Annotated in this window: 15 protein-coding genes; 8 read left to right on the top strand and 7 right to left on the bottom strand. The window is 74.2% G+C overall.

Going from position 1 to position 14313, the window contains the following annotated elements; all coding sequences use genetic code 11:
* Positions 1-12: 12 nt before the first annotated feature.
* Positions 13-852 carry a chitosanase gene (locus AB0E77_RS10230; RefSeq protein WP_361568287.1) on the top strand — a complete coding sequence of 280 codons (840 nt, stop codon included), beginning with the start codon at positions 13-15 and terminating at the stop codon, positions 850-852.
* Positions 853-941: 89 nt separating this feature from the next.
* Here the strand turns inward: AB0E77_RS10230 and AB0E77_RS10225 are convergent, their stop codons facing one another.
* Positions 942-1115, bottom strand: a complete 174-nt coding sequence (locus AB0E77_RS10225) for a CsbD family protein (protein ID WP_361568284.1) — start codon at positions 1113-1115, stop codon at positions 942-944.
* A 162-nt stretch (positions 1116-1277) separates the two neighbouring features.
* Between AB0E77_RS10225 and AB0E77_RS10220 the strand changes: the two genes are divergently transcribed.
* On the top strand, positions 1278-1424 hold the full coding sequence (locus AB0E77_RS10220) for a hypothetical protein (RefSeq protein ID WP_107481856.1): 147 nt from the start codon (positions 1278-1280) through the stop codon (positions 1422-1424).
* 32 nt (positions 1425-1456) lie between these two features.
* Here the strand turns inward: AB0E77_RS10220 and AB0E77_RS10215 are convergent, their stop codons facing one another.
* On the bottom strand, positions 1457-2923 hold the full coding sequence (locus AB0E77_RS10215) for an MFS transporter (RefSeq protein ID WP_361568281.1): 1467 nt from the start codon (positions 2921-2923) through the stop codon (positions 1457-1459).
* A 219-nt stretch (positions 2924-3142) separates the two neighbouring features.
* Between AB0E77_RS10215 and AB0E77_RS10210 the strand changes: the two genes are divergently transcribed.
* Positions 3143-4507, top strand: a complete 1365-nt coding sequence (locus AB0E77_RS10210) for an FAD-dependent oxidoreductase (protein WP_361568278.1) — start codon at positions 3143-3145, stop codon at positions 4505-4507.
* 77 nt (positions 4508-4584) lie between these two features.
* On the opposite strand, the gene AB0E77_RS10205 is transcribed toward AB0E77_RS10210, so the two are convergent.
* From AB0E77_RS10205 to AB0E77_RS10190, 4 genes are all read right to left on the bottom strand, one after another.
* Positions 4585-4959, bottom strand: coding sequence for a hypothetical protein (locus AB0E77_RS10205; RefSeq protein WP_361568276.1), 375 nt, complete (start codon positions 4957-4959; stop codon positions 4585-4587).
* Between the two features lie 79 nt (positions 4960-5038).
* Positions 5039-5575, bottom strand: a complete 537-nt coding sequence (locus tag AB0E77_RS10200) for a roadblock/LC7 domain-containing protein (protein WP_361568273.1) — start codon at positions 5573-5575, stop codon at positions 5039-5041.
* A gap of 41 nt (positions 5576-5616) precedes the next feature.
* On the bottom strand, positions 5617-6402 hold the full coding sequence (locus AB0E77_RS10195) for a hypothetical protein (RefSeq protein WP_361568270.1): 786 nt from the start codon (positions 6400-6402) through the stop codon (positions 5617-5619).
* Positions 6399-6797, bottom strand: coding sequence for a hypothetical protein (locus tag AB0E77_RS10190; protein WP_361568268.1), 399 nt, complete (start codon positions 6795-6797; stop codon positions 6399-6401). The genes AB0E77_RS10195 and AB0E77_RS10190 overlap by 4 nt, the downstream gene beginning before the upstream one ends.
* A 371-nt stretch (positions 6798-7168) precedes the next feature.
* On the opposite strand from AB0E77_RS10190, the gene AB0E77_RS10185 reads away from it, so the two are divergent.
* Complete coding sequence (locus AB0E77_RS10185; RefSeq protein WP_361568265.1) at positions 7169-8236, top strand: YihY/virulence factor BrkB family protein; 1068 nt, start codon at positions 7169-7171, stop codon at positions 8234-8236.
* Positions 8237-8245: 9 nt separating this feature from the next.
* Here the strand turns inward: AB0E77_RS10185 and AB0E77_RS10180 are convergent, their stop codons facing one another.
* Positions 8246-9040 carry an SDR family oxidoreductase gene (locus AB0E77_RS10180; RefSeq protein WP_361568262.1) on the bottom strand — a complete coding sequence of 265 codons (795 nt, stop codon included), beginning with the start codon at positions 9038-9040 and terminating at the stop codon, positions 8246-8248.
* A 194-nt stretch (positions 9041-9234) separates the two neighbouring features.
* Here AB0E77_RS10180 and AB0E77_RS10175 point away from each other — a divergent pair, with 194 nt between their 5' ends.
* From AB0E77_RS10175 to AB0E77_RS10160, 4 genes are all read left to right on the top strand, one after another.
* Positions 9235-10383 (top strand): hypothetical protein, encoded by a 1149-nt coding sequence (locus tag AB0E77_RS10175; RefSeq protein WP_361568259.1) that lies wholly within the window; start codon positions 9235-9237, stop codon positions 10381-10383.
* A 145-nt stretch (positions 10384-10528) separates the two neighbouring features.
* Positions 10529-11095, top strand: coding sequence for a 2Fe-2S iron-sulfur cluster-binding protein (locus tag AB0E77_RS10170; RefSeq protein ID WP_361568257.1), 567 nt, complete (start codon positions 10529-10531; stop codon positions 11093-11095).
* On the top strand, positions 11092-12084 hold the full coding sequence (locus AB0E77_RS10165; protein WP_361568254.1) for a xanthine dehydrogenase family protein subunit M: 993 nt from the start codon (positions 11092-11094) through the stop codon (positions 12082-12084). Before AB0E77_RS10170 ends, AB0E77_RS10165 begins: the two co-directional genes overlap by 4 nt.
* A gap of 25 nt (positions 12085-12109) precedes the next feature.
* Positions 12110-14239, top strand: a complete 2130-nt coding sequence (locus tag AB0E77_RS10160) for a xanthine dehydrogenase family protein molybdopterin-binding subunit (RefSeq protein ID WP_361568251.1) — start codon at positions 12110-12112, stop codon at positions 14237-14239.
* The last annotated feature ends 74 nt before the right edge of the window (positions 14240-14313 follow it).

Here is a 14313-nt window from a genome sequence, read left to right as displayed (position 1 = left end):
CCAGGAGAACCCGTGAACCGTCCCTCCCCCGATCCCGCGCGCCCACGGGGTGTCCTGCGCCGCGCGCTGCTCGCCCTGACCTCCGCGTCTCCCGCGGCGGCGCTCCCGCTGCTGCGGCCGTCCCGTGCGGCGTCCGGGCGCGCGGCGGGGCTCGGCGATCCGGCGAAGAAGGAGATCGCCATGCGCCTGGTGGCGAGCGCGGAGAACTCCTCGCTCGACTGGAAGGCCCAGTACGCCTATCTCGAGGACATCGGCGACGGCCGCGGCTACACCGGGGGGATCATCGGCTTCTGCTCGGGCACCGGCGACATGCTCGACCTGGTGCGGCTGTACACCGACCGCAGGCCGGACAACGTGCTCGCGCGGCATCTGCCCGCGCTGCGCGAGGTGAACGGCTCCGCCTCGCACGGACGCCTGGACCCGGACTTCCCCGACGACTGGCGCCGGGCCGCCCTCGACCCCGCGTTCCGCCGGGCCCAGGACGACGAACGCGACCGCGTGTACTTCGGCCCGGCCGTCCGGCGGGCCACCGGGGACGGCCTGAGGGCGCTGGGCCAGTTCGCGTACTACGACGCCCTGGTGATGCACGGCGGCGGCGACGACCCGGACGGCTTCCCGGCGATCCGCGAGCGGGCCCTGCGCCGTGCCCTGCCCCCGGCCCGCGGCGGCGACGAGGTGACCTATCTGCACGCCTTCCTCGACGCGCGGGTGCGGGCGATGCGGCAGGAGGCGGCGCACAGCGACACCAGCCGGGTCGACACGGCCCAGCGTGTCTTCCTGCGCGCGGGCAACCTCGACCTCGATCCGCCGCTCCACTGGCGGGTGTACGGCGACAGCTACCACATCGGCTGACACCCCCGGGTCCCACGACGTCACGCGGGCCGCGGAAGGGGCCGTACGCCCTCCTCCGCGGCCCGCCCGGTGCCGCTTCGCCGCCGGCGTCAGTGCCGGAACGCGTCCTTGCCCTTCTCCTTGGCCTGGCGTGCGTCGCCCTTCGACTGCTCGGCGCGGCCCTCGGCCGTCATCCGCTCGTTGCCGACGGCACGCCCCGCCGCCTCCTTCGCCTTCCCCTTGGCCTGTTCCGTCCTGGCCTTGGACTTCTGGTTGCCGGCCACGTCTGCTCACCTCACGGCTTCGGTTGCGATCTCCTGCCCTGCGGGTCGCCCGTCCCGGCGGTGCCAAACCCGGGGCCTGTTCCGGGGGCCCCCGGGTAGGAGGGTGCCGTACGGGTGAGGACGCCGTACGGAGGACGCAGGACCCGTCGAGCGGAGGACGTCATGGCCGGAATGCTGGACCGGATCAAGCAGTTCGCGCGCAGCCCGCAGGGCCGCCGCGCGGCGGAGCAGGTGCGCCGCGCCGCGGCGGACCCCCGCCGCCGTGCGCAGGCCCAGGAGATGCTGCGGAAGTTCGGCAAGCGCCGCTGAGCGGGCCGGGGCGGCCGCGCGGGGCAGGTCCCTCAGCCCTGGCCCGCGTGGGTGTGACTGTGGGACGTCTCCGGCGCGCAGCCGTGCCTGGCGTGGCGGTCCCGGCGCCAGTCGAGGACGGCGACGGTCAGGGCGCACAGCATGGCGGCGACACCGGAACCGACCGACAGGGCCATGGCCTCGTGGTAGTCGTCGTGGGTGGCGTTCAGCGTCAGGTAGAACAGTCCGGGCAGCGCCGCGGTGCCCACGGCGCCGCCGAGGCGCTGGCCGGTCTGGAGGGCCCCGCCGGCGGCGCCCGCCATCCGCACCGGGACGTCCCGCAGCGTCATGGTGACGTTCGGCGAGATCACGCAGCCGCTGCCGAGCCCGCCGAGCAGCAGTGCCGGGGCCGCGAACCAGGCCGCCCGGTCGGCGGGGGCGAGCCACAGCACCAGCGCGGTCGCCCCGAGCCCCGTCATGACGGCGACGAGTCCCCAGACGGTCAGCACCCGGCCCAGCCGCTCCACCAGCCGGCCCGCCACGGCCGCCGCGGCGGCGGAGCCCGCGGCGAACGGGGTCACCGCGAGTCCGGACTCGAGCGGGGAGAAGCCCAGGCCGTTCTGGAAGAAGAGGGCGAAGACGAGCCAGACCCCGCTGAACCCGACGAAGTACAGGGCGCCGAGGCCCGCGCCGGTGGCGTAACCGCGGGTCTCGGTGAGCAGTTCGGGGTCCAGCAGCGGCTCCCCGCCCCGGCGGGCGACGCGGCGTTCCCAGCCCGCGAATCCGAGCAGGACGAGCAGCCCCGCCGGGAAGAGCCACCACGCGTGGCGCACCCCGCCCGCCTCGGCGAGCACGAGCGGCAGCATCACGGCGAGGATCCCGGCGCCGAGGAGCGCGACGCCCACCGGGTCCAGGCGTCCCCGGCCGCCGGGCGCGACCCGCGGCAGCAGGCGCAGGCCGAGCAGGAGCGCGAGCACGCCGACGGGCACGTTGACGTAGAAGATCCATCGCCAGCCCTCGGGACCGGCCAGGGCCAGGATCACGCCGCCGACGACCGGGCCCACGGCGCTGGAGACCCCCACGGTGGCGCCGAAGAGGCCGAAGGCGCGTCCGCGTTCGGCGCCCCGGAAGAGCTGCTGGATCAGCGCCGAGTTCTGCGGCGCGAGGCTGCCCGCGGCGATCCCCTGGGCGAGCCGGGCGGCGACCAGCAGCTCGATGCCGGGCGCGGCGCCCGCGGCGGCGCTGAACACCACGAAGGCGGCGAGGGCGGCGAGGAACACGCGGCGCCGGCCGAACGCGTCGCCGATCCGGCCGGCCGTGACCAGGGTCAGGGCGAACGCGAGGGCGTAGCCGGACACGACCCACTGCACGGACGCCGCGGAGGCGTGCAGTTCCCGCTGCATGGACGGCAGCGCGACGGCGACGATCGTCACGTCCAGCAGGGTCATGAACCCGGCGACCAGCGTCACCCACAGGGCCCGCCACCGGTTCGGATCCGGCCGGTCGTCCGGACGCTGCACGAGGGCTCCCCTCACGAGACGGACGTGGGACGCGTTCGCCGCGCCTCACGCCTGCGTCACCCGTGACGGGGGGTTCAAACCCGGCTCACAAAGCCGGGCCATGAGATCCCATAAGCTGTCCTTATGCCCTCATAGACCGGACCCGCGTACCGACTTAGGCTTGCCTTAGCTTAGGCTTCCCCGAGAGTCGATCTGTCACCGCTCGAAGGGAACCTGAACATGCCCCGCCCTCTGCGGGTAGCCATCGTCGGATCCGGCCCGGCCGGGATCTACGCCGCCGACGCCCTGCTCAAGTCCGAGGTGGCCGCCGACCCCGGTGTGTCCATCGACATCTTCGAGCGCATGCCCGCTCCGTTCGGGCTCATCCGCTACGGCGTCGCCCCCGACCACCCGCGGATCAAGGGCATCATCACGGCCCTGCACCAGGTGCTCGACAAGCCGCAGATCCGCCTCTTCGGCAACGTGGACTACCCCACCGACATCAGCCTGGACGACCTGCGCACCTTCTACGACGGCGTGATCTTCGCCACGGGCGCCACGGCCGACCGGGCGCTGTCCATACCCGGCATCGACCTCGACGGCTCCTACGGCGCCGCCGACTTCGTGTCCTGGTACGACGGTCACCCGGACGTGCCGCGCACCTGGCCGCTGGAGGCGGAGAAGGTCGCCGTCCTCGGTGTCGGCAACGTCGCCCTCGACGTGGCCCGCGTCCTCGCCAAGACGGCCGACGAGCTGCTGCCGACCGAGATCCCGCCGAACGTCTACGAGGGCCTGAAGGCCAACAGGGCGATGGAGATCCACGTCTTCGGCCGACGCGGTCCGGCGCAGGCGAAGTTCAGCCCGATGGAGCTGCGGGAGCTGGACCACTCCCCCAACATCGAGGTCGTCGTCGACCCCGAGGACATCGACTACGACGACGGCTCGATCGCCACCCGGCGCGGCAACAAGCAGGCGGACATGGTCGCCAAGACCCTGGAGAACTGGGCGATCCGCGACGTCGGCGACCGGCCGCACAAGCTGTTCCTGCACTTCTTCGAGTCGCCCTCCGAGATCCTGGGCGAGGACGGGAAGGTCGTCGGGCTGCGCACCGAGCGCACCGCGCTGGACGGCACGGGCAACGTCAAGGGCACGGGCGAGTTCAAGGACTGGGACGTCCAGGCGGTCTACCGGGCCGTCGGCTACCTGTCCGACCAGCTCCCCAAGCTGCCCTGGGACCTCGACTCCGGCACGGTCCCGGACGAGGGCGGACGCGTCGTCCAGGACTCCGGCGAGCACCTGCAGTCGACGTACGTCACCGGCTGGATCCGGCGCGGCCCGGTCGGTCTGATCGGCCACACGAAGGGCGACGCCAACGAGACGGTGTCCAACCTGCTGGACGACTACGCGAACGGCAGGCTCCACACGCCCGCCTCGCCCGCCCCGGAGGCCGTGGACGCGTACCTCGCCGAGCGGAACATCCGCTTCACCACGTGGGACGGCTGGTACAGGCTCGACGCCGCGGAGAAGGCGCTGGGCGAGCCGCAGGGCCGCGAGCGCGTGAAGCTGGTCGAGCGCGAGGACATGCTCAGGGAGAGCGGCGCCTGAGCCACGGACGCCCGGGCGCGGCCCGGCGGGACATCCCGCCGGGCCGCGCCCGCCCGTGTGCCGGGTGCCGTGGGGTGTCAGACCTCCAGGTCGCCCTCGATGCGGCGCAGCTGGTGCCGGGCCATCGCCAGGTTGGCGCGGCTGCCGTCGAGCACCAGGTAGAGGAAGAGGCCGTTGCCGCCGCGGCCCTTGAGCAGGCGGATCAGGTGGTACTGGCTGTTGAGGGTGATGAGGATGTCCTCGATCTCGTCCTTCAGGCCGAGCAGTTCCATCGTGCGCAGCTTGGCCCGCACCACGTCGGTGTTGCCGGCTGCGGCGACCTCCAGATTGAAGTCCTTGGTCCCGCCCAGGGTGCCGAGGGCCATGCCGCTGGTGTAGTCGACCAGCGCGGCGGCGGTCGCTCCGTCGATCGAGCTGAGGCATTCCTTGAGCGCGGTCTCCAGGTTGGCCATGCGTGGGTTCCTTCCGTGCGTGATCGGTGGATCGTGTTCCGTGCGGAATCGGTGGATCGTGTGGACACCCGACCCGGGGTCAGGTGGGCCGGCGGTGACCGTCGGCCTGGGGGCGTGGTTCGTGTGCGGGCCGTTGCGGGGTGCGCACCGGCAGGGTGCCGATCGGCCGCGCCGGGCCGGCCGGCGTGGACGGGGCGGGTTCGCACGGTGCGGACCGGTCGCCGGGGCGGCTTCGGTCATGGCCGATCCGGGCGGCGACCAGTTCGCCGATGCGGGCGCCGCTGCGCCGGCCCTCCAGGTGCAGCCGTCCCACGTTGACGCGGCCCTCGGCGAGCAGGGTGAGCACGGCGGCGGGGCCGGCTGCGTAGGTGGCTACATAGCCGTCGGCCCCCCGCAGCAGCAGTTCCCGGAAGCCGCCGCGTGCGGTGGCCTCGGCCATCCGGTGGGCGACGCCGAGCGCGGCGGCGGTGAGGGCGGCGAGCCCCTCGGGTTCGGTGCCCGGTGCGTCATGGGCCAGCACGAGCCCGTCGACGGTGGCCGCGAGTGATCCGGTCAGCTGGGGCACGCGGTTGCGCAGGCGGTGCAGTTCGTCCAGGACGTCGCTCTCGACGGCCATGATGAGCAGTCTCCTTTCGGCACGCTGGCGACGCGCGCGGATCACAGGGCCTCCAGGGCGTCTCGAAGCCGTCGCAGCAGGGCGGTGTCCGGGTCGTCCCACACGGCCGGGCAGGCCTCCTGGCCCGCCGGGGCCGGCGCGGGTGGGCGCGGTGCGGCGGTGACGAGCCCGGCCGCGGCCAGGCGGCGCAGTTCGACGAGGGTGTGGTAGGTGCGGCAGGCGAGGGACGCGGCGATGTCCGCGGCGGTGCGCACGCCGTCGACCCGGGACAGGGTCCGGCCGCGCCGGGCCGGCAGGTCGCCGGGGTCGGCGCCGGACACCCGGGCGAGCGGCGCCACGTCGATGGCGGGGTCCGGCCAGATGCGCTCCAGCAGGGCGCGGCGGCGGCGCGACTCCCGGACGACGGTGTCCACGGGCACGGACCGCACCGCGCCGAGCCAGTGCAGGGCACCGGGCCTGAAGCGGTGCGCGCGGGTGTCGTGGGCGAGGACGAAGTACGCGGCGTCGAAGAGCGCGCCCAGGTGGCAGACCTCGAGGGCACCGGCGGTGAGCCGGCCGCTGTCCACCAGCCGGTGTCCGACCCGGTGGTGGACCCCGCCCCGGTCGACCGCCTCCCACCAGCCGTCCGGCGGGACGGTGCCGCTGCGGGTGAGCAGCGCGCCGAGGTCCGGGGTGAGGGCCGACTCGACGTGCACGACGCGGCCCGCGGAGAGGTAGACGATGCCGCGTTCGCCCGACAGGGCACCGGTCGCGCCTTCGGCCGCGAGGGTGCCGAGGGCTTCGGACGTCGTCCCGTGCTCGGTCCACTCCGTCGTCACCGCGGTCATCCGAGCACCAGGCGGTCCGCCATCTCGCCCAGCCGGATGCGGGCCAGGGCGAGGTTTCCGTCGTTGCGGTCGAGCCAGAGGTGGAGGAAGACGGTGCTGTCGAAGGGGGTGCTCACGAATCTGAGCAGATGGTAGGAGTCCGCCGTCGTGACGATCATGTCCTCGACGGGTGGTTCCTTCTCCGGCGCCGCGGCCTCGCCGGCCGGTGCCAGGGAGCCGCTCTCCGCGACGTGCCGGGCGAGTTCGGCCGTCTCCGCCGCCGTCGCCTCCGGGTCGCCGCCCGGTGCGTCGCCCACCGCGCCGAGGGCGAGTCCGCTGATCCAGTCGACCAGCGAAGCGCCCCGGGCGCCGGGCAGCCGCATGGCTTCCAGCAGACTCTCGTCGATTCCGGGCACGCCGGATCCCCTCCCCCTGCACGGCAGTACCGCGAACGTGACCACGAGACTACGGAAGGTGCACGCATCCGGTGAGGGCTTTGGCATTTTCCAGAGGAACGTGCCCCTGGTGCGGCATACTGCGACGTTTCAGCCCGGTTCGGAGCCGGGAGCGCAGGGAGGGGGAAGGGGCGCGGGCAGGCCCGCGCCCCGGTGCGGATGGTGGGCGGGACCTGTCCGCCGGCCCATTGTGCGGGCGCCCCCGAGCACTCCGCCACGAGTGAGCGGCGCGGCCGCGGGTGCGCGCCGCACACCCGGTGCGGGCACCGGCGCACCGGCGTGTACGCGGGCGCACAGGCGTGGACGCTCCCGTTCGGGCAACCCGCCGGAACATGGCAGAACAGCCCCCTCCCCCTCATGGACAGCAGCCACCGGACCGCGACCGCGCGGCGGACGACAGGGCGCCGGAGGACTTCGGTCCGGGCGCCTCCACCGAGCGGGCCGCCCCCGACTCGCCCACCGAACTGCCCAGGCGCTCGTGGAAGGCGCTGCTGCGGCGCGTACTGGCCGAGTTCAAGGACGACGAACTCACCGACCGCGCCGCCGCCCTGACCTACTACGGGATCCTGGCGCTGTTCCCCGCCCTGCTGGTGCTCGTGTCCCTGCTCGGGATCGCCGGGCAGTCCGCCACTCAGGAGGTCCTGGACAACATCCAGAAGCTCGCCCCCGGCTCCGCGCGGGACGTCGTCACCGACGCGGTGAAGCAGCTCCAGGCCAAGGCCGGCCTCGGCTCCGTGCTGGCGGTGGTCGGTCTGCTCGGTGCCGTCTGGTCGGCGTCCGGCTATGTGGCCGCCTTCATCCGCGCCGCCAACGCGGTCTACGACGTGCCCGAGGGCCGGCCGGTGTGGAAGGTGCTGCCGCTGCGGGTGGCACTGACCGTGGTACTGCTCGTGCTCGCCGTGGTCAGCGCGCTGATCGTGGTGTTCACCGGCAGTCTGGCCCGGCAGGCGGGCACCGCGCTCGGTGTCGGCGACACCGCGCTGACCGTGTGGTCCATCGCCAAGTGGCCCGTCCTGGTGCTGCTCGTCACCGTCATGATCGCGACCCTGTACTGGGCCACCCCGAACGCCCGGGTGCGGGGCTTCCGGTGGATCACGCCGGGCAGTCTCATCGCCCTGCTGGTCTGGCTGCTCGCCTCCGTCGGGTTCGCCTTCTACGTGGCGAACTTCGGCTCGTACAACAAGACGTACGGCACGCTGGCGGGCGTCATCATCTTCCTGGTGTGGCTGTGGGTGACGAACCTGGCGATCCTGCTGGGCCTGGAGTTCGACGCCGAGCTGGCCAGGCAGCGCGTCATCGACGGCGGCCATCCGCCCGAGGACGAGCCGTACGTCGAGCCGCGGGACACCCGTGCCTGGGACGCCGCGGACCGACGGCGCGCGGCGTCACCGGACGAGTAGGGCCTCTGGCTAGGGGAGGATCGAGTCGACGTATCCCCCGTCGACCCGGACCGCCGCTCCGGTCGTGGCGGAGGCCTGTCCGGAGCTGAGGTAGACGACGAGGTTCGCGATCTCCTCGGGTTCGATCAGCCGCTGGAGCAGCGACTGCGGGCGGTGCTCGCGCATGAAGACCCGCTGCGCCTCCTCCCAGGGCAGGTCGCGGTCGACCAGCTGGTACACGAAGTCCTCGACCCCCTCGGTACGGGTCGGCCCGGCGATCACGGAGTTCACCGTGACGCCGCTGCCGGCCGCCTCCTTGGCGAAGCCGCGGCCGACCGCCAGCAGGGCCGTCTTGGAGACCCCGTAGTGGATCATCTCGGCCGGGATCACCACGGCCGAGTCGCTCGCGATGTACAGCACCCGGCCCCAGCCCCGTTCCCTCATCCGGGGGAGATGGGCGCGCGTCAGCCTGACGCCGGCGAGGACGTTGATCTCGAAGTAGCGGCGCCACTCGTCGTCGCTGATCTCCAGCGCGGGCACGGCGCCGAAGATGCCGAGGTTGTTGACCAGGATGTCCACGTCGGGCAGCGTCCGTACGGCCCGCTCGGCGCCCTCCTCGGTGCCGAGGTCTGCGGCGACGGCCACGAAGTCGCCGTCGGGCACCGCCGCCCGCAGCTCTTCGACGCTCTCCGCCAGCCGGGCGGCGTCCCGTCCGTTGACGCCCACCCTGGCTCCGGCCCGGGCCAGCTGGGCGGCGATCGCCGCGCCGATGCCCTGCGAGGAGCCGGTCACCAGCGCGGTCCGCCCGCCGAGGTCGAGGTTCATCGGGTCGCTCCCTGTCGTGCCGTGCGGTCTTCCGTCGTGCGCACCACCAGCCTCGCCCACGACCCGCCTCCGGACCCGGCGGGCCGCGCCGGGCGGGGTCGCGGCACGCCCGGTCGGCGGACCCGGGGTGATATCCGGCCGCCCGCGGCGGGATACTGGCCTTTCACCCCTGCTCCCGCCTCTCAGATGGACTCATGCCGACCTCTCCCACCGCCCGCCCCACTACTCCACCCACGGTGTGGCCGGCTCGCGGCCGCCACGTCGGCTCCGCCGCGGAGGACACCGTCCGGCGCACCCTGCGACGGCTCAAGGACGACCATGTCCTCGACGACTTCCAGGAACTGCCCGAGGACCCGGCCGAGGGCGGCGCGCCCGGTGCCCTCGTCTTCGAGGCCCGCTGGAGGGCCGGCGGCACCGTCACCGTGCGCGCCCGGCTGACGCTGGCGCGCGCCTCGGCGGGCGGACAGGACTGGACCCTGCTCGCGGAGGCCGAGGAGGCCTGGGACCCCGCGTGGCCGTCGCCCGCCACCATGTTCTGGCCCGACGACCCCGACGTCACGTGGGACCGCGACATCGCCACCGGCCTGCGGCTGCGCGGGATCAACAGCCTGCCGGACGACGACAAGGCCGTACGGCGGCTGATCAAGGAGGCCGGGCGCGGGGCGTGGAACATCCACGTGATCGTGCACGAGGCGATGACCCCGGACCACCGCGGCCGGGTGCCGCTGGCCGAGCGGCTGCCCGCGAGCCTGCGCCACCGGGTGGTCGAGCACCGCGCGGCGCCGCAGCAGCTGCGGGTGGTCAACTGGGCGCTGGAGGACTTCGGCGTCCAGGTGCCGCGCGGCGGCGCGGTGATCCTGCCCGGCACCCCGGCCCCGGCCGGCTACGAGGCCGGTGACTTCTCCGTCCGCAGCGTCTTCCTGGACGGCACCGAGCCCGTCGAACTCATCGCGGCGGTGACGGCCTTCGCGGAGCTGCCCCGGCCGCTCGTGGACGGCGCGGAGGAGGCGCTCAGGGCGCTGCGTGAGGACTGGCGGCTGCTCACCCTGGAGGAGGAGCTGGCCCGCGAGCGCAAGCTGGTGGCCATGTACGCCGAGGCGCTGGAGGCCATGACGCAGTCCCGCGACCTGTACCGGGAGGCGGCCGAACGCGCGTCCGAGGCGCTGGCCGCGTACCGCGAGTCCGCCGGAGCGGCCCCGGCCGTCCCGCCGCCGTCCGAGGCTCCGGCGCCGTCGCCGCTGCGCGGGCTGACCCGCACGCTGGAACGGTTCAGGAACGCCGGACGGGCGGCGCGCGCCGAGTCCGGCGGCCAGGAACCCCCGCCGCCCGGGCGCGGCGGCTGACGACGGCCGGCACCGGTCGCGGCGTTCGCGGTCCCGGCACCCGCTCCCGGGACCGCACCCGCTGAGGCGGTCTCAGGTGTCAGGCGGCGTGTCGTGGATACGCGGTCTGCACAGCAGCACGGCCCGTCCCGGAAGGTCAGCGACCATGGACAGCCAGCACCGGAGCGCCTCCCCCGCCTCCCGCACGTCCGAACCACCACGCTCGGACACCACTGTGCGGGTCAACGGCAAACCCCACACCGTCACCGTCGACCACCGTCGCGTCCTGCTGGACCTCCTGCGGGAGGACCTCGGACTGGCGGGCGCCAAGAAGGGCTGCGACCACGGGCAGTGCGGCGCCTGCACCGTCCTGGTGGACGGCCGGCGTGTCAACAGCTGTCTCCAGCTGGCCGTGGCCCTGGACGGCTGTGAGGTCACCACCGTCGAGGGCCTCGCCGGGGACGGCGAGGAGCTGCATCCGCTGCAGCGCGCGTTCCTGGAGCGCGACGCGTTCCAGTGCGGCTACTGCACGCCGGGCCAGATCTGCTCCGCGATCGGCGCGCTCGCCGAGGCCGAGGCCGGCCATCCGTCCCATGTCACGGACCCGTCGGTACCGTCCGGCGAGCCCGTGCCGCTGGACCGGGACGAGATCCGGGAGCGGCTCAGCGGCAACCTGTGCCGGTGCGGGGCGTACCCGCGCATCGCCGACGCGGTCGAGGACGTGATCCCGTGAAGCCCTTCGCCTACGTACGGGCGGGCAGCGTCGAGGAGGCCACCGACGCCTTCGCCGCCCACCCCGGCGCCCGCTATCTGGGCGGGGGCACCAACCTGGTCGACCTGATGAAGCTCGGCGTGGAGACACCCGCCGCGCTCGTCGACGTCACCCGGCTGCCGCTGGACGCGGTGGAGGAGCTGCCCGACGGCTCGCTGCGGGTCGGCGCGATGGTGCGCAACAGCGACCTCGCCGCCCACCCCGCCGTCCGCGACCGCTGGCCGGCGCTGTCCCAGGCCCTGCTGGCGGGCGCCTCGGGGCAGTTGCGGAACGCCGCGACCACGGGCGGCAACCTGCTGCAGCGCACCCGCTGCCCCTACTTCCAGGACGTGTCCAAGCCCTGCAACAAGCGTGAGCCCGGCACCGGCTGCGGCGCGCTGGAGGGCGTGCACCGCGACCACGCCGTGCTCGGCTACTCCGACCAGTGCATCGCCACGCATCCCTCGGACATGGCGGTGGCGCTGGCCGCACTGGACGCACGCGTGGAACTGCGGGGTCCCGAGGGCTCCCGCAGCGTGCCCGCCGCCGACTTCCACCGGCTCCCAGGGCGGCATCCCGAGCGGGACACGGAGATCCACCCCGGTGAGCTGATCACGGGGGTGGTCCTGCCGGCCGCCACGGCCGGGCTTCCGTCGGCCTACCGCAAGGCCCGGGACCGGGCGTCGTACGCCTTCGCGCTGGCCTCCGTCGCGGTCGTGCTGCATCTGGCGGACGGCGTGGTGGACCGGGTGGGCATCGCCTTCGGGGCGCTCGCGCACCGGCCCTGGCGGGCCCGCCGGGCCGAGGACGCGCTGCTCGGCGCGGCGCCCACGACGGCCGCGTTCGAGCACGCCGTCGGCCTGGAGCTGGAGGCGGCCGAGCCGCTGCGGGACAACGCCTACAAGGTGCCGCTGGCCCGTCGGCTCGCCGTGGACGTACTGGGCCGCCTGGCGCCGCCCGCCACCACCTGACACCGGCGTCCACGAGGAGGACTCCATGACCGGCACCGAGACCGTCCTGGGCGCTCCCGCCGAGCGCCTGGAGGGGCGGGAGAAGGTCACCGGCACCGCCCGGTACGCCGCCGAGCACGACGTCCCGGGCCACGCCCAGGCCTGGCCCGTCCCGGCGGTGGTCGCGCGCGGCCGGGTGACCGGCGTGGACGCCGCGCCGGCGCTCGCGCTGCCCGGCGTGCTCGCGGTGCTCACGCACGAGAACGCGCCCCGGCTGGGCGAGCCCGACGACCCCACGCTCGCCCTGCTGCAGAGTCCGCACGTCCCGCATCGGGGCTGGTTCGTGGGCCTGGTGGTGGGCGAGTCCCTGGAGGCGGCCCGCGCGGGCGCCGCCGCGGTCCGTGTCCTCTACGAGGCCGAGAGCCACGACGTGACGCTCACCGTGGACGACCCGGGAGCCTACGTACCCGAGAAGGCCAACGGAGGCTTTCCGGCCGTCACCGAGAAGGGCGACGCCGAAGGCGCCTTCGCATCCTCGCCGGTGCGCATCGACGTCGCGTACGAGGTGCCTCCGCTGCACAACCACCCCATGGAGCCGCACAGCAGCACCGCGGTCTGGGACGGCGAGCGGCTGACCGTCCACTCCTCCAGTCAGGGCACCACCGCCGTGCGCAAGGAGCTGTCCCGGCTGTTCGGGCTGACGGAGGACCGGATCACCGTCCTCGCCGAGCATGTGGGCGGCGGCTTCGGGTCCAAGGGCACGCCCCGCCCCGACGTGGTCCTGGCCGTGATGGCGGCGCTGCACACCGGACGGCCCGTCACCGTCGCGCTGCCGCGCCGCTACCTGCCCACCGTCGTCGGCCACCGCGCGCCTACCCTGCACCGGCTGCGCCTGGGCGCCGACGCCGACGGCCGGCTCAGGTCGCTGTCCCACGAGGCGACCACGTGCACCTCGCGGGTGAAGGAGTTCGTGGAGCAGGCGGCGGTCCCCGCACGCGTCATGTACGGGGCTCCCGCACTGCGCACGCTGCACCGCGTGGTGCCGCTGGACGTGCCCACGCCGTCCTGGATGCGCGCCCCGGGCGAGTGCCCCGGCATGTACGCGCTGGAGTCCGCGATGGACGAACTCGCCGCGGAGACCGGCGTCGACCCGGTGGAGCTGCGGATCCGCAACGAGCCGGGGACCGAACCGGAGAGCGGCCGGCCCTTCAGCAGCCGGCACCTCGTGGAGTGTCTGCGCGAGGGCGCGTACCGGTTCGGCTGGGCGGAACGCGATCCGCGTCCGGGGTCGCGCACCGAGGGTCCCCTCCTGGTGGGCAGCGGGGTGGCCGCCGCCACGTATCCGGTGATGGCCGCGCCCTGCCGGGCCTCGGCCCGGGCGCTGCCCGACGGCGGCTTCCTGGTACGGGTCAACGCCACGGACATCGGCACCGGGGCGCGGACGGTGTGCGCGCAGATCGCGGCCGACGCCCTCGACGTGCCCCTGGACCGGATCCGCATCGAGGTCGCGAACAGCGACTTCGGTTTCGCGCCGGTGGCGGGCGGCTCGTCCGGCACCGCCTCGTGGGGCTGGGCCGTGCACGAGGCGTGCGCGCGGCTGGCCGAGCGGCTGGCCGGGCCCGTCGGGCCGCTGCCCGACGAGGGCGTCGTGGCCGAGGCCGACACCACCGGCGCCGCCGACGCCGAGACGCCGTACGCGCGCCACGCGTTCGGGGCGCACTTCGCCGAGGTCGCCGTCGACACGGTCACCGGTGAGGTGCGGGTACGGCGGATGCTGGGCGTCTTCGCCGCCGGGCACATCCTCAACTCCCGTACCGCCCGCTCGCAGTTCATCGGCGGGATGACGATGGGCCTGGGCATGGCCCTGACCGAGGACAGCACGATGGACCCGGCGTTCGGCGACTTCACCGAGCGCGACCTCGCCTCGTACCACGTGCCCGCGCACGCCGACGTCCCGTCGGTGGAGGCGTACTGGGTGGACGAGGACGACGCCCGTCTCAACCCGATGGGCAGCAAGGGGATCGGCGAGATCGGCATCGTCGGTTCGGCGGCGGCCGTCGCAAACGCGGTCCACCACGCCACCGGCGTCCGCTTCCGCGAGCTCCCGCTCACCCCCGACCGGGTGCTGTCCGGACTGCTGGAGCACGCGCACCCCGCGGGGATGCTGGGGGTGTGACGGCGGCCGAGCTGCGCCGGCACGGGCACCTGGAGATCCGGGGCGCGGGCTTCCGCTACCCGGGGGCCGAGGAG

It is taken from the genome of Streptomyces sp. NPDC032940 (assembly GCF_040636935.1).
Classification (GTDB): domain Bacteria; phylum Actinomycetota; class Actinomycetes; order Streptomycetales; family Streptomycetaceae; genus Streptomyces.
The sequence above is the reverse complement of the archived record's forward strand: the minus strand, read 5'-3'. Positions and strand labels throughout refer to the sequence as shown.

Excerpts from the sequence above, each read along its gene's own strand:
- AB0E77_RS10200 (WP_361568273.1), bottom strand. The coding sequence starts at position 5,575 with ATGGCCGTCGAGAGCGACGTCCTGGACGAACTGCACCGCCTGCGCAAC.
- AB0E77_RS10185 (WP_361568265.1), top strand. The coding sequence starts at position 7,169 with ATGGCAGAACAGCCCCCTCCCCCTCATGGACAGCAGCCACCGGACCGC.
- AB0E77_RS10205 (WP_361568276.1), bottom strand. The coding sequence starts at position 4,959 with ATGGCCAACCTGGAGACCGCGCTCAAGGAATGCCTCAGCTCGATCGAC.
- AB0E77_RS10175 (WP_361568259.1), top strand. The coding sequence starts at position 9,235 with ATGCCGACCTCTCCCACCGCCCGCCCCACTACTCCACCCACGGTGTGG.
- AB0E77_RS10160 (WP_361568251.1), top strand. The coding sequence starts at position 12,110 with ATGACCGGCACCGAGACCGTCCTGGGCGCTCCCGCCGAGCGCCTGGAG.
- AB0E77_RS10220 (WP_107481856.1), top strand. The coding sequence starts at position 1,278 with ATGGCCGGAATGCTGGACCGGATCAAGCAGTTCGCGCGCAGCCCGCAG.
- AB0E77_RS10210 (WP_361568278.1), top strand. The coding sequence starts at position 3,143 with ATGCCCCGCCCTCTGCGGGTAGCCATCGTCGGATCCGGCCCGGCCGGG.
- AB0E77_RS10180 (WP_361568262.1), bottom strand. The coding sequence starts at position 9,040 with ATGAACCTCGACCTCGGCGGGCGGACCGCGCTGGTGACCGGCTCCTCG.
- AB0E77_RS10195 (WP_361568270.1), bottom strand. The coding sequence starts at position 6,402 with ATGACCGCGGTGACGACGGAGTGGACCGAGCACGGGACGACGTCCGAA.
- AB0E77_RS10170 (WP_361568257.1), top strand. The coding sequence starts at position 10,529 with ATGGACAGCCAGCACCGGAGCGCCTCCCCCGCCTCCCGCACGTCCGAA.